16 protein-coding genes, 3 pseudogenes and 1 riboswitch are annotated in these 21,394 nt (G+C 71.0%); of the genes and pseudogenes, 6 read left to right on the plus strand and 13 right to left on the minus strand.

What is annotated here, in order from left to right; genetic code table 11:
- Nucleotides 1-85 precede the first annotated feature (85 nt).
- The 6 genes from ACWGJ5_RS28125 to ACWGJ5_RS28150 are packed head-to-tail and all read left to right on the plus strand — an operon-like array spanning nucleotide 86 to nucleotide 6,963.
- Complete coding sequence (locus tag ACWGJ5_RS28125) at nucleotides 86-874, plus strand: GntR family transcriptional regulator (protein WP_453312449.1); 789 nt, start codon at nucleotides 86-88, stop codon at nucleotides 872-874.
- 39 nt (nucleotides 875-913) lie between these two features.
- Nucleotides 914-1,141: a 4Fe-4S dicluster domain-containing protein gene (locus tag ACWGJ5_RS28130; RefSeq protein WP_030180763.1), complete on the plus strand. Its 228-nt coding sequence runs from the start codon at nucleotides 914-916 to the stop codon at nucleotides 1,139-1,141.
- A gap of 15 nt (nucleotides 1,142-1,156) precedes the next feature.
- On the plus strand, nucleotides 1,157-2,503 hold the full coding sequence (locus ACWGJ5_RS28135; RefSeq protein ID WP_453312450.1) for an ABC transporter substrate-binding protein: 1,347 nt from the start codon (nucleotides 1,157-1,159) through the stop codon (nucleotides 2,501-2,503).
- Nucleotides 2,500-3,432, plus strand: a complete 933-nt coding sequence (locus ACWGJ5_RS28140) for an ABC transporter permease (RefSeq protein WP_453312451.1) — start codon at nucleotides 2,500-2,502, stop codon at nucleotides 3,430-3,432. The genes ACWGJ5_RS28135 and ACWGJ5_RS28140 overlap by 4 nt, the downstream gene beginning before the upstream one ends.
- The gene (locus ACWGJ5_RS28145; RefSeq protein WP_453312452.1) at nucleotides 3,416-4,210 is read left to right on the plus strand and encodes an ABC transporter ATP-binding protein; all 795 of its coding nucleotides are present in this window, start codon (nucleotides 3,416-3,418) and stop codon (nucleotides 4,208-4,210) included. The genes ACWGJ5_RS28140 and ACWGJ5_RS28145 overlap by 17 nt, the downstream gene beginning before the upstream one ends.
- A gap of 11 nt (nucleotides 4,211-4,221) precedes the next feature.
- Nucleotides 4,222-6,963: a fumarate reductase/succinate dehydrogenase flavoprotein subunit gene (locus ACWGJ5_RS28150; RefSeq protein ID WP_453312453.1), complete on the plus strand. Its 2,742-nt coding sequence runs from the start codon at nucleotides 4,222-4,224 to the stop codon at nucleotides 6,961-6,963.
- 167 nt (nucleotides 6,964-7,130) lie between these two features.
- On the opposite strand, the gene ACWGJ5_RS28155 is transcribed toward ACWGJ5_RS28150, so the two are convergent.
- The 13 genes and pseudogenes from ACWGJ5_RS28155 to ACWGJ5_RS28215 all read right to left on the minus strand — a co-directional run bounded on the left by ACWGJ5_RS28155 (nucleotide 7,131) and on the right by ACWGJ5_RS28215 (nucleotide 20,303).
- Nucleotides 7,131-7,589 (minus strand): RrF2 family transcriptional regulator, encoded by a 459-nt coding sequence (locus tag ACWGJ5_RS28155; protein WP_453312454.1) that lies wholly within the window; start codon nucleotides 7,587-7,589, stop codon nucleotides 7,131-7,133.
- Nucleotides 7,590-7,637: 48 nt separating this feature from the next.
- Nucleotides 7,638-8,861, minus strand: a complete 1,224-nt coding sequence (locus tag ACWGJ5_RS28160) for an acyl-CoA dehydrogenase family protein (protein WP_453312455.1) — start codon at nucleotides 8,859-8,861, stop codon at nucleotides 7,638-7,640.
- 731 nt (nucleotides 8,862-9,592) lie between these two features.
- Nucleotides 9,593-10,753, minus strand: coding sequence for an LLM class flavin-dependent oxidoreductase (locus ACWGJ5_RS28165; RefSeq protein WP_453312456.1), 1,161 nt, complete (start codon nucleotides 10,751-10,753; stop codon nucleotides 9,593-9,595).
- Between the two features lie 38 nt (nucleotides 10,754-10,791).
- Nucleotides 10,792-11,676, minus strand: a pseudogene (locus ACWGJ5_RS28170) (acyl-CoA dehydrogenase family protein); the annotation flags it as partial.
- A pseudogene (locus ACWGJ5_RS28175) lies at nucleotides 11,665-12,483 on the minus strand (amino acid ABC transporter ATP-binding protein); the annotation flags it as partial. The pseudogenes ACWGJ5_RS28170 and ACWGJ5_RS28175, both read right to left, overlap by 12 nt.
- Nucleotides 12,480-13,460 (minus strand): amino acid ABC transporter permease, encoded by a 981-nt coding sequence (locus ACWGJ5_RS28180; protein ID WP_453312457.1) that lies wholly within the window; start codon nucleotides 13,458-13,460, stop codon nucleotides 12,480-12,482. The gene ACWGJ5_RS28180 and the pseudogene ACWGJ5_RS28175, both read right to left, overlap by 4 nt.
- A gap of 323 nt (nucleotides 13,461-13,783) precedes the next feature.
- Nucleotides 13,784-13,892, minus strand: a riboswitch (SAM riboswitch).
- Between the two features lie 65 nt (nucleotides 13,893-13,957).
- Entirely contained in the window at nucleotides 13,958-14,821 is an 864-nt protein-coding gene (locus ACWGJ5_RS28185) for a glutathione S-transferase C-terminal domain-containing protein (RefSeq protein ID WP_453312458.1), read from the minus strand.
- A 139-nt stretch (nucleotides 14,822-14,960) separates the two neighbouring features.
- Nucleotides 14,961-15,029 (minus strand): annotated as a pseudogene (locus ACWGJ5_RS28190) (putative leader peptide); the annotation flags it as partial.
- A gap of 336 nt (nucleotides 15,030-15,365) precedes the next feature.
- Complete coding sequence (locus ACWGJ5_RS28195) at nucleotides 15,366-16,694, minus strand: LLM class flavin-dependent oxidoreductase (RefSeq protein ID WP_453312459.1); 1,329 nt, start codon at nucleotides 16,692-16,694, stop codon at nucleotides 15,366-15,368.
- Nucleotides 16,691-17,746, minus strand: coding sequence for an aliphatic sulfonate ABC transporter substrate-binding protein (locus tag ACWGJ5_RS28200; protein ID WP_453312460.1), 1,056 nt, complete (start codon nucleotides 17,744-17,746; stop codon nucleotides 16,691-16,693). The genes ACWGJ5_RS28195 and ACWGJ5_RS28200 overlap by 4 nt, the downstream gene beginning before the upstream one ends.
- 42 nt (nucleotides 17,747-17,788) lie before the next feature.
- Complete coding sequence (locus tag ACWGJ5_RS28205; protein WP_453312461.1) at nucleotides 17,789-18,520, minus strand: ABC transporter ATP-binding protein; 732 nt, start codon at nucleotides 18,518-18,520, stop codon at nucleotides 17,789-17,791.
- Nucleotides 18,517-19,410 (minus strand): ABC transporter permease, encoded by an 894-nt coding sequence (locus ACWGJ5_RS28210; RefSeq protein ID WP_453312462.1) that lies wholly within the window; start codon nucleotides 19,408-19,410, stop codon nucleotides 18,517-18,519. Before ACWGJ5_RS28210 ends, ACWGJ5_RS28205 begins: the two co-directional genes overlap by 4 nt.
- Complete coding sequence (locus ACWGJ5_RS28215) at nucleotides 19,407-20,303, minus strand: TauD/TfdA dioxygenase family protein (RefSeq protein ID WP_453312463.1); 897 nt, start codon at nucleotides 20,301-20,303, stop codon at nucleotides 19,407-19,409. Before ACWGJ5_RS28215 ends, ACWGJ5_RS28210 begins: the two co-directional genes overlap by 4 nt.
- Between the last annotated feature and the right edge of the window lie 1,091 nt (nucleotides 20,304-21,394).

The following is a 21,394-nucleotide window of genomic DNA, read 5'->3' on the forward strand; positions in this document are numbered from 1 at the left end:
GGTCGGATGGACACCTGGTCATGTGTCAGGTGGCGCAACACTCCAGTAACACCGCTTTCCCTACCGGATAGGTATGGTCCGAAACATGTCACCCACCGACCGTATCCGAGACCACGCCGGCCAGGGCGCGACCACCGTCGCCGCCCACCGTGCGCGGCGGCGGCTGCGTGCGGACCGGGCACGTCAGCTCGCCGACCTGCTCCGCCATCAGCTCCTGGCCGGGGGGTTCCCGGACGGCGCGCTTCCTCACGAGTCGACCCTCGCCGCCGACTACCGCGCGTCGCGCAACACCGTCCGCCAGGCACTGGACCTGCTTCGGGCCGAGGGCCTCGTGGAACGTCTCCCCGGCGTCGGCACGGTCGTCGTGGCCCAGAAGTACCCCCACGGACTCGACCGCCTGATGGGCCTCGCGGAAACGCTGCGCGAACACGGCCATGTCACCAACGAGGTCCGCACCGTGTGCCCCGTCCCCGCCCCGGCCCCGGTGGCCGACCGCCTCCACCTCCCGCCCGGTGCCGACGTCCTGTACATCGAACGCCTGCGCCGGCTGAACGGCCTGCCCCTGTCCCTCGACCTCACGTACATCCCCCTCGACCTCGGCACCGCCCTGCTCGGCGAGGACCTGGAGAACACCGACATCTTCCGGCTCCTGGAGACGCTCACCGGCCGGCGTCTGGGCCATGCCGAGATCAGCCTGGAGGCGGTGAACGCCGACGCCCACTCCGCAGCCGTCCTCGAAGCCCCGCAGGGCGCCGCCGTCCTGATGCTGGAACGCCTCACCCACCTCTCCGACGGCCGCCCGGTCGATCTCGAGTTCATCCGCTTCCGCGGCGACCGCATCACGATGAGCGGCCTGCTGCACCGCTCCCTCTGACACGACCACCCTCCTTGCTCGACCTCCCTGGAGACAGCCATGCCCTTGGCACCCCAGCGGGCCGACGTGCCCGTGACCATCGACGAGTCCAAGTGCATCGACGGCTGCACGCTCTGCGTGGACATGTGCCCGCTGGACTCCCTCGCCATCGACGACAGCACCGGCAAGGCGTACATGCACGTCGACGAGTGCTGGTACTGCGGCCCGTGCGCGGCCCGCTGTCCCACCGGAGCCGTGACGGTCAACATGCCCTACCTGCTCCGGTGAAAGGTCACACCTCCCATGAAACGCACAGCACTTGCCGCAGCCGCCGCCCTGCTCCTCGCGCCGCTCACCGCCTGCGGGGGCAACGCCGCGGCAGGCGGTGACGGCTCCACCGTCACCGTCACCGTCGGCTACCAGTCCAGGACCATCAACACCGTCACCGCGGGGACGCTCCTCCGTTCGCTCGGCTACTTCGAGAAGCAGCTGAACTCCCTCCACGACGGCAAGACATACAAGGTCGACTGGCAGGACTACGCCACCGGCGCCCCCATCACCGCCCAGATGACCGCCGGGAAGATCGACATCGGCTCGATGGGCGACTTCCCCCTGCTCATCAACGCCGCCCGCGGCAAGCAGCTCGGCAAGCCCACCCACCTGGTCTCCGTCACCGGCTACAACCTCCGCGGCGGCCTCAACACCATCGTCACCGCCCCCGACTCCAAGCTCACCTCCCTGTCGGACCTCAAGGGCAAGAAGGTCTCCACGAGCGTCGGCTCCGCCGCCGACGGCACCCTCGTACGGGCCCTGCAGCGCGCCGGCATCGACCCGAACGACGGCATCGAGAAGCTCAACCAGCAGCCCGCCGTCGGCGCGTCCGCCCTCTCCGCGGGCAGCGCCGACGCGCTCTCGCAGTTCGTCGCCTGGCCGGGCCTGCTCGCCTACCAGGGCAAGGCGAAGGCCCTGTACGACGGCGCCCAGCTGAACCTGCCCACCTTCCACGGCGTGACCGCCCGCGAGGACTTCGCGAAGCAGCGCCCGGCCGTGCTGGAGGCCTTCCTGAAGGCCCAGGCACAGGCGACCGACTACCTCAACGCCCATCCCGTGGCCGCCGCCGAGTCGGTCGCCAAGGCCACCGGCCTGCCTGCCGAGGTCGTCTACCTCTACAACGGCGCGCACGGCATCTCGACCTTCGACCCGGCGGTCAAGCCGCAGCTCGTCTCGGCGCTGAAGAAGGACGTGTCGGTCCTGAAGTCGGCCAAGCTGACCGGCGGCATCGACGTGGACTCCTTCGTCGATGACCAGTACGTCAAGAAGGCCCTCGGCGCCGACTACACCAAGCGGCTCGCCGCGACGCCTCCGACGGCTGCGAGCGAGGTGTGGCCGAAGGGTGCCGAGAAGACGATCGCCTTCAAGTCACCTGTGGCACTGCTGAGTTACGCAGGCAGGCACAAGGACGGCGTCCGCGCCGCCTACGTGCCCGACGCCACCACCGGCACCCTTTGGTTCGCCGACAAGGCGGTGTGGGTGGCCGACGGCGAGAAGCTCCTGCCGTTCGTCGCCCCGGCGACCGCGCAGGCGTACGTCTCCGCGCACGGCGGCGCCCGCGTCATCGCCTACGCCGACGCCCTGGAGCGTGCCGCATGAGCCGGCCCGCGCCGCGAACGGGCCGTAACCAGCGACCCCTCCCGCCGATCGGCCGGTATGCGCTGAGGGTGGCCGCCCTCGCGGCAGCCCTCGGCCTCTGGCAGCTCCTGACCGGCCTGGACGTCGACCTGTGGCTGCGCTTCTCGCAGTTCCCCACGGTCACCGACGTTGCCCACGCCTTCGCCGACCGCCTCTCCGGGCCGGACTACTGGACGGACCTCACCGACAGCCTGACCCGCATCGTCACCGGCTTCCTGCTGGCCGCGGTGCTGGGCGTGGCGGTGGGCGTGCTCGTGGCCCGCTCCCGTCTCACCGAGGACCTGCTCGGCCCCATCCTGGAAGTGGTCCGCCCGATCCCGGCGATCGCCCTGGTCCCCGTCGCGATCCTCCTGTTCCCCTCCAACGAACAGGGCATCGTCTTCATCACCTTCACCGCCGCCTTCTTCCCGGTCCTGGTCTCCACCCGGCACGCCGTCCGTGCGCTGACCCCCGTGTGGGAGGAGGCGGTGCTCACGATGGGCGGCGGCCGGTGGCGCATCCTGGGCTCGGTCGTCCTGCCGGGCGCGCTGCCCGGCATCTTCGGCGGCCTGTCGGTCGGCATCGGCGTCTCGTGGATCTGTGTGATCTCCGCCGAGATGATCTCCGGCCAGTACGGGGTCGGCTACCGCACCTGGCAGGACTACACGATCGTCAACTATCCCGGTGTCTTCGTCGGCATGGTCACGATCGGCGTGCTCGGCTGGCTCACCTCCACCGCGGTGGAACTCCTGGGCCGGCGCCTGACCCGGTGGCTGCCGCGTACGTCGTACGTCCCCGGTGCCCGGCCGGCGGCACCGCGCGCGCTCACGCCCGCCCGGCCGGCCCCCACCGCCGCACACACCGACCAGCCCTCCGACACCGAGGAGGCACACGATGAGCACCTCGTCTGACACCAAGCCCGACCTCCGTACGGTGGACCAGGCGCCGTCCCCCGTACGCGGCACCCGGCTCACTCTCCACGCCGCCACGCTCGGCCGCCCCGACGCCCCCGTCCTGGCCGGCGTCGACCTGGACGTCACGCCGGGCGAGATCCTCACCGTCGTCGGTCCGTCCGGCTGTGGCAAGTCGACCCTCCTGCGCACCCTGGCGGGCCTGCTGCCCCCGCTCTCCGGAGAGATCAGCCAGGACGGGCAGTCCCTGACCGGCCCGTCCGCCGAACGCGCCCTGGTCTTCCAGGAGGACGCCCTGCTCCCCTGGCGCACCCTGCGGACCAACGTGGAACTCCCGCTGGCCATCCGCGGGGTGCCGCGCGCGCAACGCCGCACGCAGGCGGAGGCGTGGCTGGCCCGGGTCGGACTCACCGAGCAGGCCCGGCAGTTGCCGCACCGCGTTTCCGGCGGGCAGCGTCAGCGCGCCCAGCTGGCCCGCGCCCTCGCGGGAACGCCCCACGCGGTCCTCATGGACGAGCCGTTCGGTGCGCTCGATGCCCAGACCCGTTCCGGCATGCAGGACCTGCTGGTGGAGGTGTTGCGCGGCACGGGCGCGACCGTCGTCTTCGTCACGCATGACGTGGACGAGGCCGTGTTCCTCGGCGACCGCATGGCCCTGCTCGGCAACGGCCGCCTCATCGCCGTACGAGACGTGCCGCGCCCGCGCGACCGTAGGGCGCACGACGCTCCGGCGCGCATCGCACTGCGCCGCGAAGTCCTCACGTCACTCGGTTCTTGAAAGGCTCCCTGGTGGACACCCCCCTGCAGATCCCGGCCCTCGCCGACGCCGAGGAGCTCAGCTGCGACGTCCTCGTCATCGGCGGTGGCACCGCCGGCACGATGGCGGCGCTCACCGCCGCCGAGCGTGGCGCGAACGTCCTGCTGCTGGAGAAGGCGCACGTCCGTCATTCCGGCGCGCTTGCCATGGGCATGGACGGCGTCAACAACGCGGTCATCCCCGGCCGCGCCGAACCCGACGACTACGTCGCCGAGATCACCCGCGCCAACGACGGCATCGTCGACCAGTCCACCGTCCGCCAGACCGCCACCCGTGGCTTCGCGATGGTCCAGCGTCTGGAGTCGTACGGCGTCAAGTTCGAGAAGGACGAGCACGGAGAGTACGCGGTGCGCCAGGTCCACCGCTCCGGCTCGTACGTACTGCCGATGCCAGAGGGCAAGGACGTCAAAAAGGTCCTGTACCGGCAACTGCGGCGGCGCGAGATGCGGGAGCGCATCCGGATCGAGAACCGGGTGATGCCCGTCCGGGTCCTGACCGCCGCAGGGCGGGCCGTGGGCGCCGCCGGCCTCAACACCCGCACCGGCGCCTTCGTCACCATCCGCGCGGGCGCCGTCATCCTCGCCACCGGCGCCTGCGGCCGGCTCGGCCTGCCCGCCTCCGGCTACCTCTACGGCACCTACGAGAACCCCACAAACGCCGGTGACGGGTACGCCATGGCCTACCACGCCGGCGCCGAACTGACCGGCATCGAGTGCTTCCAGATCAACCCTCTGATCAAGGACTACAACGGACCGGCCTGCGCGTACGTCGCCAACCCCTTCGGCGGCTACCAGGTCAACCGGCACGGCGAGCGGTTCGTCGACTCCGACTACTGGTCGGGGCAGATGATGGCCGAGTTCGCCGCCGAGGTCGCCAGCGACCGCGGACCGGTCTACCTCAAACTCAGCCACCTCCCCGAGGAGTCGGTCTCCGCCCTGGAGTCGATCCTGCACTCCACCGAACGGCCCACCCGAGGCACCTTCCACGCCGGCCGCGGTCACGACTACCGCACCCACGACGTCGAGATGCACATCTCCGAGATCGGCCTGTGCGGCGGCCACTCCGCCTCCGGCGTCCGCGTCGACGACCACGCCCGCACGACCGTCCCCCGCCTGTACGCCGCCGGCGACCTCGCCTGCGTCCCGCACAACTACATGATCGGCGCCTTCGTCTTCGGCGACCTCGCGGGTACGGACGCCGCCCGGTACACCGCGTACGAGGGTGAACTTCCCGCGGACCAGGTGCGTGAGGCGCACGAGTTGATCTACCGCCCGCTGCGCAACCCCGACGGCCCGCCGCAGACCCAGGTCGAGTACAAGCTGCGCCGCTTCGTGAACGATTACGTGGCACCGCCCAAGTCCGGCGCACGGCTCTCGCTCGCCCTGGAGGCCTTCGAGCGGATGCGCGCCGACATCGCCACCATGGGGGCCCGTACCCCGCACGAGCTGATGCGCTGCGCCGAAGTCAGCTTCATCCGTGACTGCGCCGAGATGGCCGCCCGCGCCTCTCTCGCCCGCACCGAGTCCCGCTGGGGCCTCTACCACGACCGCCTCGACCACCCCGGCCGCGACGACGTCTCCTGGTTCCACCATCTCGATCTGCACAAGTCCCCCTCCGGCGCGATGGAGTTCACCGCCCGTCCCGTGGCTCCGTATCTGGTCCCGGTCGAGGAGTTCAGCCCGACCGGCGGCCCCTCCCGGCACCTCGGCGAGGTCCACCCAGAACAGGTGGCGACGACGGGGGCCCGGCAAGCGGCTCCGGTGGCGTTGCAGCAGGAATCCACCGTGGCCGACGCAGCCACCCACCGCCGTGGCGACGCGGACGCGCCGGCCACACCTCGCCTGCTCGAACTCCTCTCTCTCGCAGAGGACGAGCCTGATCTCTCCGTGCTCGCCGCCTACTTGACGGACCCCGAGCCCGGGGTGCGGCGGACGGCCGTCACGGTCCTGACGGAGACCGTGCCGCCGGGCACCGGGCCGGCACTGGCCGCGGCGCTCACCGACCCTGACCCAGGCGTCCGCGCCTCTGCAGCAGCGTCCCTGCGCGAACTGGTCGAGACGCTGCCCCCCGAACCCGCCCTGCGCGACGGTCTCGCCGCCGCCCTGTCCGAGGCCGACCCCGCCGTCCGTGCCGCCGCACTGGACGTGCTGCGTGCCCTGCGGATCGGTGACGCCGAGTTGTTCGCGCACTCCCTGTCGGACTCCGACATCGCCGTACGCATCGCGGCCGTGCGCGCGCTCGTGTCTGTCGACGCCGCCGCAGAGGTGGCCCGCGCGGCGGCCATCGATCCCTCCCGCGAGGTCCGCGTCACGATCGCCAAGGCCCTGGCCACCCTGGGCACAGGCTCGGACACGGCCCGCTCGGCACTCGCCGCGCTCGTCGACGATCCCGACCCTCTCGTGCGTGGGGCCGCCTACGAGGCTCTGGGCACGACGGGCTGCCCGGCGGCCCTGGCCACACGCGCCGAGGCGGCTGTGTCCGACCTGGCCTGGCAGGTACGGGCCGGCGCCGCCACCGCTCTGTCCGCCGCAGACTCCGACCTGGCCGTGCCGGCCCTCGCCAAGGCTCTCACCGACCTGAACGCCGACGTCCGCAAGGCCGCCGTACTGGCCCTGACCCGGCATCGTGCCCTCAAGGACGCCCGAGCCGCCCTGGCCACCGCGACGACGGACCGGGACGCGGACGTCAGGGCCTATGCGGCGCGGGCGTTGTGACCGCGTCGGCCGACCGCATACCGCGTCGAGGGTCTCCTTGTACGTCGCGTCGAGTTGCTCCGCGCTGCCCAGGGTGTGACTTGGCAGCAGCGCCGGTCACGGACCAGGGCCGGCGGTGGGGAACTCCGCACCGAGTCTCGGAGATCTGCTCGTCCACCGGACGTCGGTCAGGGATTCGTCCAGGCCTCGGGGTCCTCCGCGAGGCTCAGGACCTCGTCGGGCAGCTTGGCCGCGGCCACGTGGGCCAGGGTGACCTCGCCGAGGATCTTGCGGACGTTGGCGCGTACGGCGATCCACAGCGGCAGCAGCGACTCCGCGGGACCACAGTAGGACAGCTCGGGTGGGCGCACTCCGCGCACCGAGACCAGAGGGCCGTCCGCCACGCGGATCACGTCCGCGATGGCGATCGAGTCAGCGGGGCGGGCGAGCCGGTAGCCACCCTTACCGCCCCGCTGGCTGACCACGAGACCGCCCCGGCGCAGGTCGCCGAGGATGCCCTCCAGGAATTTGTGCGGGATGCCCTGCGCCGCGGCGATCGCCTCGGCCTTGAGCGAGGCCTCGTCCCCTGCCGCGGCCAGCTCCAGTGCCGCCCGCACCGCATAGTCCGCCCGCGCCGAGATCCGCATGCCCCGATTATCCATCACTGCCGTGTCCGCCCGTCACCGGCTGCGCCGTCAGGCGGGAAGGGTGAAGGGCGGGTGTGCGCCGTTGAGGAAGTAGTCCCCGATCTCGCGCAGCCGGTGGGCGGCCGGCTCACGCAGGGTGTGCGTCCGGGCGTTGCGCCAGAAGCGGTCGAGTCCGTGCCGCACGGAGGCGGCGTCGGCGCCGATGACGTCCAAGGCACGGGTGGTGATCTCCTGCGCGGCCCGGGAGGCCGCGGCCTCCGCCACGCTCGCGAGGACGGCGATCTCCGCACACTCCTCGTCGTCTAGATCCTCGCGTTGCGCGAGGCCGCGCAACAGGGCCTCCACCGCCTGATCGGCAAGGGCGGACGCGGCACGGGCGACGACAGAGAGCTCGCCGTACACGGTCAGCGCGTACGGATCCTGCGGGGGGCTGTCCGGCCAGGGCTCTGGCGAGAAGGGCTGCCAGGGGGACCGCACGGCCCTTCCGTGCTCGTGGACCTCGGCCAGCAGTCCCTCGGCGATGCCGAGACAGAACTGGGCAGAGACCAGACGCGCGGTCGGCGCGGCCAGCGAGGCGAAGGGTGACAGGACACCCTCGTCCGGCGAGAGGGAGCCGAGCACAGCGTCGGCCCCGACCGGCACGGAGTCGAACTCCACGCCGCCCTCGGCCGCCAGCCGCTGGCCGAAGGTGTCTCCGCCGCTGCCGCGCACGACACCCGGGCGGGTGGGGTCGACGAGGACGGCCAGCGGCTCCCCGGTGCCGTAGCTGGCGGCCCGGACGACCAGCCGGTCGGCGATGCCGGCTCCGGCGGCATACCTCTGGTAGCCGTCCAGCAGATAGCCGTCCCCCGTGGGGGTCAGGATGAGCGGCGGTTCGTGTGAGGCGATACCGCCTCCCCAGCACCACAGCGCCGCCGTCGACTCCCGCTCGATGCGGGCGGTACGGGTGGGGTCGGCGAAGAACCGGGCGCTGAAGGACAGGAAGTAGTGGTTGCCCAGCAGGTGGCCGATGGCCCCGTCGGCCGCAGCGACGGTCCGGACGACCGCGTAGGCCGTGCGCCAGTCCGCGCCCCCTCCCCCGTGCTCGGCCGGTGCCAACAGCGTCAGCAGCCCCGACTCGCGCAGCCGCGCGACCTCATCGAGCGGTGCTTTGCCGGCCTGTTCGCGCTCGACCGCGTCCGTGGCCAGGTCGTCCGCCATCTCACGGGCTATGTGCAGCCAGTCGGCCTGCCCGGCTCCCGCGCCGGTCACCTCGTCCGCCGTCACCGTCATATCCGCACTCGCTCCCCGCGACTGCGGGTGTCGCTGCAGCTGAGTGCTGTGGTCATGGTGTCTTCCTTCAGGGGACCGAGGACGACGCGGTGCCCGGCGAGACGGCGTGGGAGTGGAGCGGTGCGCGGGGTGACGCGTCGGCTTCATCATCCTCACTCTCCTCTTCGACCACCGTCAACACTTCCCTAGTAATTCGATAGGAATACTAGGGAATCTTGGTCCGCTCTGGCTGATTCACGCTTCCGGATGGCGAGTTCGCGACAACGAGAGCGGGGCGCCGCCGGACGGGGCCGGGAGCATTCCGCGGCTGCGCAGTTCCGGGACGACCAGGTCGACGAAGGTACGCATACCGCGCCTGCCTTCAGGCCGAGCGCGGGTTCGTCCCACAGGGCCTGGCGCGGGTCCGGGGCCTTCGGCACGGGCAGCCAGGGCAGGGGGTCGCCCGCGAGACCGGTGCGGAGGACCAGGTAGGAGTCGGGCGAGTTCTTGTGGAACGCCGCCGAGTTGAGGGTGCTGGTGCGGATCGGGTCACCGCGCGCGTCGGGCTGGGCGAGCACGGGGAGGTCCTGCTGCGCAGCGGCGGCCCACATGACGAAGGCGGCTGCGGCCTCTGGGCCGCCGAAAGCAGCCGGACGACCTCGCCGAGGGTGCACACGCTGACCTCCCCCCTTCACGGGAGCCGGACACGGTGATGCCGAGCAGCCCGCAGTCCGACAGTTCGTCCACGTGGGTCATCGCGGGCTCCCGGCGCCCGCGAAGGGCACCTGGGCCGAGGGAGCGGCCTGCTGTCCGTACGGGTGCCGCCACAGGCCCTGCGCCTGAAGCTTCGGCAGGACGCCCTCGCCGAACCAGTAGGCCTCCTCCAAGTGCGGGTAGCCGGAGAGCACGAACTCCTCGATGCCCAGGCCGGCGTACTCCTTGATCCGCTCGGCGACCTCGGTGTGACTGCCGACCAGCGCCGTGCCCGCGCCGCCGCGTACCAGGCCGATGCCCGCCCACAGGTTGGGGTGGATCTCCAGGCCGTCGCGGTTGCCACCGCCGTGCAGGGCGAGCATCCGCTGCTGGCCCTCCGACTCGCTGCGGGCCAGTCCGGCCTGGACCGACTTCACTGTCTCCGGGTCGAAGCCGTCCAGGAGCCGGTTCGCCTCGGCCCACGCCTGCTCGGAGGTGTCGCGGGTGATGACGTGCAGCCGGATGCCGAAGCGGACGCTACGGCCCTCCTTCTCGGCCAAAGCCCGGATCCAGGAGATCTTCTCGGCGACCTGCGCGGGCGGCTCCCCCCAGGTGAGATAGACGTCGACATGTTTGGCGGCGACTTCTCCCGCGATCGGCGAGGAGCCCCCGAAGTACACCTCGGGGAGCGGATCGGGCACCCGGGCGAGCTTCGCGTCCTCGACCTGGAGGTGCTCGCCGCGCAGGTCGACGGTCTTGCCCTCCCACAGCCCTCGTACGATCTCCAGGAACTCGCCGGTTCGGCGGTAGCGGGCGTCCTTGTCGAGGAAGTCTCCGTAGGCGCGCTGTTCGTGGCTCTCGCCCCCGGTGACCACGTTCAGCAGCAGCCGTCCGCCGGTCTGCCGCTGGAAGGTCGACGCCATCTGGGCGGCGAGTGTCGGCGAGACGGAGCCGGGCCGGAAGGCGACGAGGAACTTCAGGCGTTCGGTGTGCTGGCTGACCATCGCGGTGGTCAGCCACGCGTCCTCGCACCAGGCCCCCGTCGGCGTGAGCGCGCCGACGAAGCCGAGGTCCTCGGCGGCGCGGGCGATCTGGCTCAGGTAGGCGACCGTGGGCGGCCGGTCGCGCCCGGACTCCGTGGCGGGGGTGCCGTGGCCGCCGCCGACGACATGGCGGCTGTCTCCGTTGGTCGGCAGGAACCAGTGGAAGGTGAGGGACACGTGGAGTCTCCGATCCGGAGTGCGATCAAGGTTGTTCGTCAGAGGAGGCCGTGCCGGGGCGGCCTGGTGCCGTTCAGGACGTAGCGGCCGATGTGCTGGACCTTCCAGCGGGCCGGGTCGTGCAGGGTGTGGGTGCGCGCGTCGCGCCAGTGGCGGTGCAGGCCCAGAGAGTCGAGCGCGGAGCGGGTGCCGGAGACCTCGAAGAGGGCGCTGCCTACCTCCACAGCGGCCTCCGCCGCCGTCACCTTGGCCGCGGCCACCGCGATCGAGGCCGCGGCTGCCGTGTCGTCGGTCAGGTCGGCGCGGGCGTCATCGACCGCGCGGGCGGCCTCGCGGAGCAACGCTTCGGCAGCCCGCACTCTGATTCCCAGTTCGCCGAACCGCTGGATCAGCAGCGGATCTTCCGCAGCGGTCGCGTGCCCCTCGTCGACGCTCTCGAACCAGGGGCGGCTCTTCGTACGGACGAACTCCACCGCCTCGGCCAGCGCCCCGGCGGCGATCCCGGCGTCGATGGCAGCGTGCAGCAACTGAGCCACCGCTCCGTGGAGTTGGGGCCCCTGGAAGGTCAGGTGGTGCGGCACGACCCGGTCGGCGGGGACGGGCACCGACTCCAGACGGACGGTTCCTCTGGCGGTGGTCCGCTGTCCCATGCCGTCCCAGTCGTCGACGACCGTGAGGCCGGGCGCGTCGCGCGGCACGTACGCCACGTGCAGGGTGTCGTCTTCGGTGCGGGCCAGGACGGGGATCCAGTGGGCGAACAGCGCGCCGGTGGAGTAGTGCTTGACGCCGTCGAGGACGTACGACCCGTCCGGAAGCCGCGCGAGCCGAGTGCGGATGTCCTGGATGTGCCGGGTGCCCGCCTCGGACTGGGCGTTGCCGAAGCGCTTGCCCCGCAGGACCTCGCCGAAGAAGAATTCCTGCTGCCGCTTGTGCCGGGGGTTGTCGAGGACCTCGGAGGGCGGGCCCTGCTCGACGATCCTGCCGCCGTCGATGAAGACGACCCGGTCGGCGATCTCCCGGGCGAACCCGATCTCGTGGGTGACGATGACCAGGGTGGTGCCGCCGGTCGCCAGGTCCCTGATGACGGCGAGGACTTCGCCGACCAGTTCGGGGTCGAGCGCGGAGGTGGGCTCGTCGAAGAGGACGACGCCGGGGCGCAGGGCGAGGGCGCGGGCGATGGCGACGCGCTGCTGCCGGCCACCGGAGAGCTGGCGCGGGTAGGCGCCGGTCTTGTCGGCGAGGCCGACCCGGCCGAGGAGTTCGCGGGCGAGTTCCTGGGCCTCGGGCTTGCCGAGCCGGCCGGTGGCGACCGGGGCGGCGGCCACGTTGTCCACGACCGTCAGGTGCGGGAACAGGTTGAAGTTCTGGAAGACGAAGCCGATCCGACCGCGTTGGGTGAGGATGGCCCGCTCGCTCAGCTCCTTCAGCCTCCCCCAGCCTTCGGCCGGGGGGACCCCCATCTCCCTACGGTCGCCCTGCCTCTTCACGCCGATCGGCTCGCCGTTGATGCTGACGTAGCCGATCTCGGGCTTCTCCAGATGGTTGATGACCCGCAGCAGGGTGGACTTGCCGGAGCCGGAGGGGCCGAGGATGACGGTGACCTCGCCGGGGCGGACGGTCAGGTCGATGCCGTCCAGTACCCGGTGGGTGCCGTACCACTTGTGCACGTCGTGGACCTCGACGGTGGCGGCTTCGACGTCCGCCAGGGCTTCGAGCGTCTTGGCGGTCATACGACGGCCTCCCGGCGGATGTGGGCCCGCAGGCCGGTGAGACCGGTGCGGAGCTTCTGCAGCGGCGTCGGCGGCAGGCTGCGGGTGGCACCGCGGGCGTAGTACCGCTCGACGTAGAACTGGATGACGGAGACGACGCTGGTCAGGATCAGGTACCAGACGGTGACGACCAGCAGCAGCGGCACGATGTCGCCGGGATAGGTGGAGCCCATGGTCTGTGCGGAGCCGAACAGGTCGAGCAGGGAGACGTAGAAGACCAGCGAGGTGCCCTTGATCAGGCCGATGAGCTGGTTGACGTAGTTCGGGATGATCGAGCGCAGCGCCTGCGGAAAGACGATCTTCCGGAACCGGTAGCCCTTGGGCAGGCCGAGCGCCGCGGCCGCCTCGTGCTGGCCCTGGTCGACGGAGAGGATGCCGCCGCGGACGACCTCGGCCGCGTAGGCGGCCTCGTTGAGGCTGAGGCCGATGACGGCGACGACCATGTCGGTGGCGAGCTTCGACTCGTCGAAGGAGAAGACGGCCGGGCCGAAGGGGACGCCGACGCTCAACGTCTTGTACAGGGCACTGAAGTTGTAGAGGAAGATCAGGACAACGATGAGCGGGATGGAGCGCAGCGCCCAGATGTAGGTCCAGCTGACCGCGCGCAGCACCGGGCTCTTCGACAGCCGGGCCAGGGCGAGCAGGATGCCGCCGAGCAGGCCCAGCACCGCGCTGTAGGCGGTGACTTCGAGAGTGATGAGGAGCCCGTCGAGGATGTTCGGCCGCAGGAACCAGTAGCCGAAGCGGTCCCACTGGTAGAAGGGGTTGGAGACCAGTCCGTGCACGAACTGGGCGACCAGGACCAGGACGACCGCGGTGGCGACCCAGCGTCCTGGCCGCCGCAGCGGCAAAACTCGCTGGGCAGTGAGGGCTTTCTGCGGTTCGTCGGCGGTCGGCGCCTCGGGGAGGGTGGCGGTGGCGCCAGGGGGTTCACTCATGGTGGGCTCCGGCTGGGTGGAAACACCCCGGACAGCGCGCCAGGCATGCGGCGGCGGATGCTACGGCGAGGTACCGGGGGCGTGGCGGACGACGGCACACCGCGAGGGCGGTGGTGGTCAGGGGACGGGGCTGCGGGGAGGTGTCAGCCCCGGCAGCGGGCGCGGCCCGGTGCGGTACACAGTGCGCTGTTCACGCGGAGCAGATCGACGGCGCGATCGGCGACGAGGAGGTTCGGGTACGGCCGTACGCAGCCGTGCGGGCGGCGTGTCGCCGTCCTCGGAGCTGCGTACATGGCGTCACCGTCACTGTTCCGGCCCTTAGGGCCTCGCGCTTACCGATACGTCATCGGTCCGGTCGTCACCTGGGGCACCCCACCGCGGTGCGAGGGTTGCCGGTCAGCAAGCCAGGGCTTGTCGCTGACGCTCATGACCGTTCTGGGCCGTAGTCAGGACAATGACCCGAACGAATGTCAACGCCGGTCCACCAGGTGGAACGGCTAAGGGGCTGTGTGTGCCGCCCAGTCCAGGATCCGCACGGCTGCTCCGGCGGCCTCCAGGCCCTGACGGCGGGCGTGGTGACGGCGGTGGATGCCGCCGAGGTCGAGGTGGGCGCCGAAGGCCGGGTGGGTGGCCAGGCGGCGGGCGTAGGCCCACAGGGTCGGGTGCTCGGCGATGCGCTGGACGGCGGCGGCGTCCAGGTGGTTGCGGTGCACGGTGTCGAGTTGGACCAGGGCGACCCACAACTCGACGTCTGCGGCGGTGACTTCGTCGCGGATGAGGTACGTGCGTCCGGCCAGCCGGTGCTCCAGCGCGCCCAGCGTCTCCAGCAGAGTCCCGAGCGCCGCGTCGCGCTCGACCTGCCCGCCACCGGCCGAACCGGCGCGCTGGGCGGCCTCGTCCATGCTCCGCGCGCAGATCCGCTCGACGGCCTCGATCTCCGACTCGGCGCCGCAGGGGTGGAGCGAGACGCCGCCGGTGCCGAACCTCCGGGCGAGGTCGCGCATGATGTCCGGGGCATGGGTGCTGACGATCCGCCCGGACCAGTCGTCGCTGAGCACCGGAGCGGCGGCCGGACCGGTGTACCGGTGGACGCTCGCCTCGTACAGCGGGCGCAGAGCCGAGTGACCGCCGTCGGGACAGTCGGGCACGGCGGGCAGGAAAGTCGCCGGACAGGCGGTGTCCAGGCCGAGCAGGCTGTGGGTGACGGCGATGCGCAGGCCGTCGGGAGCGGCCGTCGACAGATGGAGGCGGTAGCGGCCCGGAACGGCGTAGTGGCCACTGCGCGCGTCCCGGCCGATCCGGCCCCGGAAGGCCGGTGCGGACCGGTCGGACGCGTGGGCGGCCAGCGGTGTGACGGTCATGACCCTCCCCGGGAGCTGGCGCGGACGTACGCGCGGCGGAAGCGACGCCTGACGAGGGAGCAGGGCCCACCTGTGCGCACCGGACAGGACGGCACCTCAAGGTGGAGAGGAGGCGCCGCCGGCGCGGGATGGGCGCGGCTCAGCCCTGGGGCCTGATCGCGCTGCAGACGCGCTGCAGGTCGATGTGGCGGCGGGAGGTGAGAAGGAGAGGCGACGGCTCACTCGGACGGTGCCCGGACCAAAGCGCCTCATGTTTCCCTACCTATTCACTAGGATTCCCCCAGTGAGTGTCGATCCGACCGACATCGGCGTCAAGAGGGCCGTCTCGCATCGCGGACGCCCCGATGGACGGCTGTCCCCTTCGACACAGTCACCACACGTTTCGCACTGCAACCGCCGGGACGCGGCGACGGTCTCTGCGTGGGACGCAAAGCAGCACGGGCGGGCTCCCGCCGGCCGGGAAGTGGATGCGGCGGGAGTCGCGATCAGGTCCGCCACGGGAAGCGGGTCAGGCCCGGGAAGCGGGTCAGGCCCGGGAAGCGGGTCAGACATGGAACTGGTTCGCGGGGACCGCAAGCCCGTAGTGCTCGCGGAGTGTCGTGCCCTGGTACTCCTCGCGGAACAGCCCCTTGCTGCGGAGGATCGGCAGCACGTGGTCGATGAAGGCCGCGAGGCCCGACGGCAGGGCGGGGGCCATGATGTTGAACCCGTCTGCCGCACCGCCCTCGAACCAGGTGATGATCGTGTCCGCGACCTGCTCGGGCGTGCCGACGAACTCGAAGTGACCGCGCCCGCCGCCGAGCCGGGAGATGATCTGGCGGACCGTCAGCTGTTCGCGTGCCGCGAGGTCGATGATCAGGTCGGAGCGGCTCTGGGAGCCTTCCAGCTTCGGCCTGGCGAGAATGAAGTCCGGTAGGCGCTCGTCGAGTTGGAAGACCGTCGGCTCGGTCTCGAAGACTGCCGCCAGCTGGCGCAGCCCGTACTCCGGGACGCGCAGGTCGTCGAACTGTCGCGCAAGCGCCCGGGCCTCTTCTTCGGTCGACCCGATGTACGGGACGATGCCCGGCAGGACGATCACCCCGTCCGGGTCGCGCCCAGCGGCCCTCGTCCGTGCCTTGATGTCGGCGTAGAAGACGGCTGCGCGCTCGTACGTCGTGTGGGCGGTGAAGATCGCCTCGGCGTGCCGTGCCGCGAAGTCCTTGCCGTCCTCCGAGGAGCCGGCCTGAACGAGCAGCGGGTAGCCCTGCGGAGGGCGCTGGACGTTGAGCGGGCCGGCCACCTTGAAGTGCCTGCCCTGGTGGCCGATCCGGTGCAGGCGGGCAGGGTCGGCGTAGCGTCCGGTGGCCTTGTCCGCTACGACGGCCTCGGACTCCCAGCTGTCCCACAAGGCCTTGGCGACCTTCAGGAACTCGTCGGCGCGGGCGTAGCGTTCGGCGTGGTCGGGGCGGGTGTCGAGGCCGAAGTTGGCGGCCTCGTCGGCCCCGGCCGAGGTGACGATGTTCCAGCCGGCGCGGCCGCCGCTGACATGGTCGACGGACGCGAGCCGGCGGGCGAGGTTGTACGGCTCGTTGTACGTCGACGACACGGTGGCGATGAGGCCGATCCTGCTGGTCGCCTGGGACAGCGCGGTCAGCAGCGTCAGCGGCTCCAGCTGGCCCGGCGGCCGGAACTCGCCGGTGCCGATGAGGGCCGGGCCGTCCGCGAGGAACAGTGAGTCGAACGTGGCGCTCTCGGCCAGCTGCGCCAGCTCGATCCAGTGCTGGAGATCGAAGTCGGCCCGGGGATTGCTGTGCGGGAGCCGCCAGGCGGCCTCGTGGTGGCCCGCTTCCATGAGGAAGGCGTTGAGGTGGAGCTGCCGTCGTCTCGCGCTCATGAGGTGACCTTCAGTTTGGCGCTGTCGTAACCGGCGGGAAGGAGGTTGTCGGTGATCGACTTGACGTCGACCTTCTTGGTGATCTGGCCCGCCTCCAGGAAGGCGTCGGCGAGCTTCTGCTCCAGCTCGATGTCCGACTGCTCGATCGGGGTCACCCGGTTCGAGTAGGCGGCCAGGGACGCCTTGGCATCCGCCGGCGGGATGCCCTGCTCCTGCGAGAGGGCCTGTGCGTACTTGTCGGGGTTTTTGACCGCCCAGGCGAACTCGCGCGAGAGCCGCTTCAGGACGTCCGTGAGAGCGGCCCGCTTTGTCCTGTCGTTCAGCGACTTGTCGGTTGCCACGTAGTAGCTGCTGGTCTGGTCGATCGGCGGGAGGCCTTTCACCAGGACCCGTGCGCCGTTCTTGACCGCGATCGCCGACTGGGGGTTCCAGATCGACCAGGCGTCCACCTTTCCGGTGTTGAACGCCGTGGCCCCGGCCGCCGGGTCGAGGAAGACCAGCTTCACGTCCTTGGGGGTGAGGCCGACGCTTTTCAGCGCGTTCAGGGCCAGGCCGTGGGCCGAACTGCCCTGCGGCACAGCGATCCTCTTGCCCTTGAGGTCGGCGGCCGTCTTCAGCTTCGAGCCCTTGGGGACGATGATGTTCTCCGCGGCCTGGTCGGGCGTGAGCGAGCGGTTGACGGCGACGACCTTGAAGCCGTACTCCTTCGCGGCGCCGGTGATCGGCGGTACGTCGCCGACGCTGCCGAGGTCGATGTCGCCCGAGGCGGCGGCCTGCACGAGCGGTGGGCCGTAGGTGAAGCGGGCGAACTTGACCTTGTAGGGGGCGTTGTCGAACACGCCGGTCAGCTTCGCCAGGGCCTGGCTGCCGTCGCCGCCGTTGTCGCCGATGGTGAAGGTGTACTTGCTCCACTCGGGGTGCTTGGCGTCGCTCGCGTCGACGGCGTTGCTCGGCGGCGCGGTGGTGTTCGACGAGGATCCGCAGGCCGCGAGGGTGCTCGCCAGGGCGAGCGAGCCGACGGCTCCGATGAGTCCGGCTGTTCTCTTTCGCATGGGCTTTCGTGCTTTCTGTGCTGGGTGAGGGTGTTCGGGAGGTCAGTGCTGGCCGGCGAGGCCGAGGTCTGCCAGAAGCCGGGCGCGGAGTTCCTCGCGGGCGACGCTCGCCTCGCGGTCGGTGGCGGAGAGGTGCACCTCGTGCGAGGTGCCGATGCGGCCGTTGCTCATGACGACGATGCGGTCCGCCAGGGCGATCGCCTCGTCGACGTCATGGGTGACGAGCAGCATGGCGGCGTGGTGCTTGCTGCGCAGCGCGCGTACCAGGTCGTGCATGCGCAGCCGTGTGATGGCGTCGAGGGCCGCGAACGGCTCGTCCAGCAGCACGAGTTCGGGCTCCGAGACCAGTGCCCGGGCGAGCGACACGCGCTGGGCCTCACCGCCGGAGAGCTCCTTGGGCCAGGCCTTCTCACGGCCCGCGAGTCCGACCTCGGCGAGCACGGCACGGGCTCGCTGATCGCCGTCGGGTCCGTGCAGGCCGAGCGTGACGTTGCGCAGGACCCGCTGCCACGGCAGCAGCCGGTCGGCCTGGAAGACGATCGCACGCCGTGCCGGGACCTCCACGCGCCCACCGTCGGGCCGGTCCAGTCCGGCGAGCAGCCGCAGCAGGGTGCTCTTGCCGCAGCCCGAGGGTCCGAGCAGGATCACCAGTTCCTCGTCGGCGATGGTGAGGTCGAGGTGGTCGAGCACCACCCGGTCACCGAAGCGACGAACCACCTGCTCGACGACGACCCCGGTCTGCCGACGGGGCTCCGTCGCAATCGCGTTGCTCATGACGCCTCATAACTGGGTCGCCACCGCAGCAGCACCCGCTCGAGAGCCCGGACGAACTGGTCGGCGAGCAGACCGAGGAGCGAGTAGATCACCAGCCCCACGAAGACCTGGTTGGTCTGCAGGTAGGTCTGCCCCTGAGTGATGAGGAAGCCGAGTCCCTTGTCGGCGTTGACCGTTTCGGCGGCGACGAGGCCCAGGACGCTGTAGGCGAGGGAGAACCGCAGGCCGACCAGAAACCCTGGCAGGGCTCCCGGCACCAGCACTCGCGTCACCAGACGCCAGGTGCCCGCGCCCGTCGTGCGCGCCATCTCGATCAGCCGCTGGTCGACCCCGCGGATCGCCGCGAACAGATTGAGATACATCGGGACGCCGGCGCCGAAGGAGATCAGCAGCACCTTCGTCAGCTCGTCGATGCCGAACCACACGATCATCAGCGGCAGCACCGCCAGCAGTGGGATCGTGTTGAGCACCTGCACGACGCCGTTGAACAGGTACTCACCGCTGCGCAGCAGCCCGCCGAGCACCCCGGTGACGATGCCCACCGTCAGGCCGATCACGAGACCGATGCCGGCCCGCTGCAGCGAAATGGTCAAGTCAGGTCCCAGCACGCCCTGTTGCCACAGGTCGGCGGCGGACTGCACGATCGACGTCGGCGCCGGGGCGTACGTCTTCGACACCACTCCAGCCCGGGCGAGAACCTCCCAGGCGAGGAGGATCGCGACCGGGGTCGTGTAGATGCCCAGCGGCCACCGCAGGCGCTCGCGGAGCGTGCTGAGCGGTGTCCGGCGGCGGGCGTCGCGCGGCAGGAACACCTCGCGTTCCCGCGCGCTCTTCGTCCCGGTGTCCGGCCCCTTGGCGACGGCCGGCGCCGGGATACGGACCTCGGTCATGCGGCCACCGCCAACACGTTGCTGTAGTGCGAGGCGTCGCCGACGAGCTGCTCGCTGCGGCGGCCGTCGACGCCGGTCGGTACCTCTCCCGCTACCGTCACCCGGTTGAGGCGGCGCGGGTGGTCGTCGTAGTTGTCCACCCCGTAGTGCTGGGTGATCCGGTTGTCGAAGATCAGCAGCTGGTTCGGGGACCAGGTCCAGCGCAGGATGTTCTCCGGACGGGTCACGTACGACTGCAGGATGCGCAGGAGGTCGGCCGAGTCGCTGCCCGGCAGGCCGACGATCCGCTTGGCGAACCCGCCGATGAACAGCCCCCGTTCCCCGGTCAGCGGGTGCACCCGCACGACCGGGTGCTCGGCCTCGTACGGCGTCGAGACGAAGACGCGGTCGTACTCCTGCCGCTGCGCGGTCGTGGCCGCGGGGCGCGCGTAGTCGTACTGGTTGGTGTGCACGACGCGCAGCGTGTCGGCGAGGGCGCGCAGCGGTTCGGGCAGGTCGCGGTAGGCCGCGGCGGCGTTGGCGATGAGCGTCTCGCCGCCGTACGGCGGGATCACGACGGACCGGAGCGTGGTGAGCTGGGGCGGGTTGACCACGAAGGTGACGTCCGTGTGCCATTCGCTGGCCTTGGACGTCTCACTGTCGACGGCGAGCACGTTCGCCGTGCCGTCGGCGGCCGGCACGTTCGGATGGGCGGTCGTCAGTTCGCCGAACCACCGGGCCACCCGCTCCTGGCCGGCGTTGTCGAGCCGCACGTCGTCGAACACGATCGCCTTGTGCTCGCCCAGGGCGTCTCGCAGCGCCGTGACCGTCGAGGGGTCGGGCGTCGCCGTGAGTTCGACGCCCTCGACTATCGCGCCGATGCGGCCGGTGAGCTTACGGATGGAGACAGACATGAGGGGGCCCTCCCGGGCAGATGCGCGCACCAAGGGGTGCCGGGGATCGGGGAGCTGCGTGAAGTGGCTGGTACCGCGCAGGTCTGATCGACCACACGCGGAACTCCAGGTCGGCCGGGCCGGAGAGAAAAATGCGTGGTCGCTGAGCCGCTACAGCCGCGTTGTCAGCGACCGCGTCGGCGTGCGCGAACAGGCTCCCGGCTCATACGAGAAGGAGAGGAGACGGAGAGCCCTCAGGAGGTGAGTACGACGGTCCCGCGGAGAGACATCGCAGGGCGGGCGGCTTCACACCGCCCGAGTCCGGCGCGCGCCGACCGCGCACACCGGCTGCTGCCGGGGACCACTTGCCGGGTCAGCGACAACAAAACGCGCTGGAGACGTGCGCCAGATCGATGTGGCGCCGCCGGGTCAGGTCCACGCGCGGGTTCATGGGACGGGAGTTCAGCAGACGTCCACCATGTTGGTCAATGCCTTCCCCCACAGGTCTTGCGATGCGGACACGGAGACCATCTCCGCTCTTCGGAACGCGGCCATGCGGCGGGCGGCGGGAACCGCCACGCACTCCCCCGGCCGGCAATGAAAGCGAGGGCACGCGCACGCCACCACACCCATCAGGTCGGCCCAGCGCCCTGCCCACGGCTCCGTGCTCGTGACCGGCGCCACCAGAAAGCAAGGCGGAGTGACCGCACGACGGCTGCCGGCGGCCGACCCGCCCGGCCCGCGCACCCGTGCGGGACACGACCGCACCCGCCACCACCGTGCTCGCGGACGCGGACGTCGAACTCGTTCTCGGAGACCTCGGTGACCCGTAGAGCCTGCCGCCGCTGCTGGACGATACGGCGCTGGTCGTCGTGGAGCAGGTAACCTTCGGATCGGCCGGCAGCGACCCCGCGCCCGAGTTCGTCCGGGGCCGTGCCCTGGCCGATCGCCGCGATCGCCGCGGGCATCAACCATGTGGTCTTGCCCGGCGTACCCCGACCGCCGACAAGGTTCCCGGCCGCTGGCGGAAGCGACGCCTCAAGGGCTGCCTGCACGCACGGTTCCGATGCGTGAAGGCGCTGCGCCCCGGCACTCCATGACAACTACCTCGG

This window comes from Streptomyces sp. NPDC054783 (assembly GCF_053611725.1).

Excerpts from the sequence above, each read along its gene's own strand:
- ACWGJ5_RS28125 (WP_453312449.1), top strand. The coding sequence starts at position 86 with ATGTCACCCACCGACCGTATCCGAGACCACGCCGGCCAGGGCGCGACC.
- ACWGJ5_RS28130 (WP_030180763.1), top strand. The coding sequence starts at position 914 with ATGCCCTTGGCACCCCAGCGGGCCGACGTGCCCGTGACCATCGACGAG.
- ACWGJ5_RS28135 (WP_453312450.1), top strand. The coding sequence starts at position 1,157 with ATGAAACGCACAGCACTTGCCGCAGCCGCCGCCCTGCTCCTCGCGCCG.
- ACWGJ5_RS28140 (WP_453312451.1), top strand. The coding sequence starts at position 2,500 with ATGAGCCGGCCCGCGCCGCGAACGGGCCGTAACCAGCGACCCCTCCCG.
- ACWGJ5_RS28145 (WP_453312452.1), top strand. The coding sequence starts at position 3,416 with ATGAGCACCTCGTCTGACACCAAGCCCGACCTCCGTACGGTGGACCAG.
- ACWGJ5_RS28155 (WP_453312454.1), bottom strand. The coding sequence starts at position 7,589 with ATGCGGATCTCGGCGCGGGCGGACTATGCGGTGCGGGCGGCACTGGAG.
- ACWGJ5_RS28160 (WP_453312455.1), bottom strand. The coding sequence starts at position 8,861 with ATGACGGTGACGGCGGACGAGGTGACCGGCGCGGGAGCCGGGCAGGCC.
- ACWGJ5_RS28180 (WP_453312457.1), bottom strand. The coding sequence starts at position 13,460 with ATGAGTGAACCCCCTGGCGCCACCGCCACCCTCCCCGAGGCGCCGACC.
- ACWGJ5_RS28185 (WP_453312458.1), bottom strand. The coding sequence starts at position 14,821 with ATGACCGTCACACCGCTGGCCGCCCACGCGTCCGACCGGTCCGCACCG.
- ACWGJ5_RS28195 (WP_453312459.1), bottom strand. The coding sequence starts at position 16,694 with ATGAGCGCGAGACGACGGCAGCTCCACCTCAACGCCTTCCTCATGGAA.
- ACWGJ5_RS28200 (WP_453312460.1), bottom strand. The coding sequence starts at position 17,746 with ATGCGAAAGAGAACAGCCGGACTCATCGGAGCCGTCGGCTCGCTCGCC.
- ACWGJ5_RS28205 (WP_453312461.1), bottom strand. The coding sequence starts at position 18,520 with ATGAGCAACGCGATTGCGACGGAGCCCCGTCGGCAGACCGGGGTCGTC.
- ACWGJ5_RS28210 (WP_453312462.1), bottom strand. The coding sequence starts at position 19,410 with ATGACCGAGGTCCGTATCCCGGCGCCGGCCGTCGCCAAGGGGCCGGAC.
- ACWGJ5_RS28215 (WP_453312463.1), bottom strand. The coding sequence starts at position 20,303 with ATGTCTGTCTCCATCCGTAAGCTCACCGGCCGCATCGGCGCGATAGTC.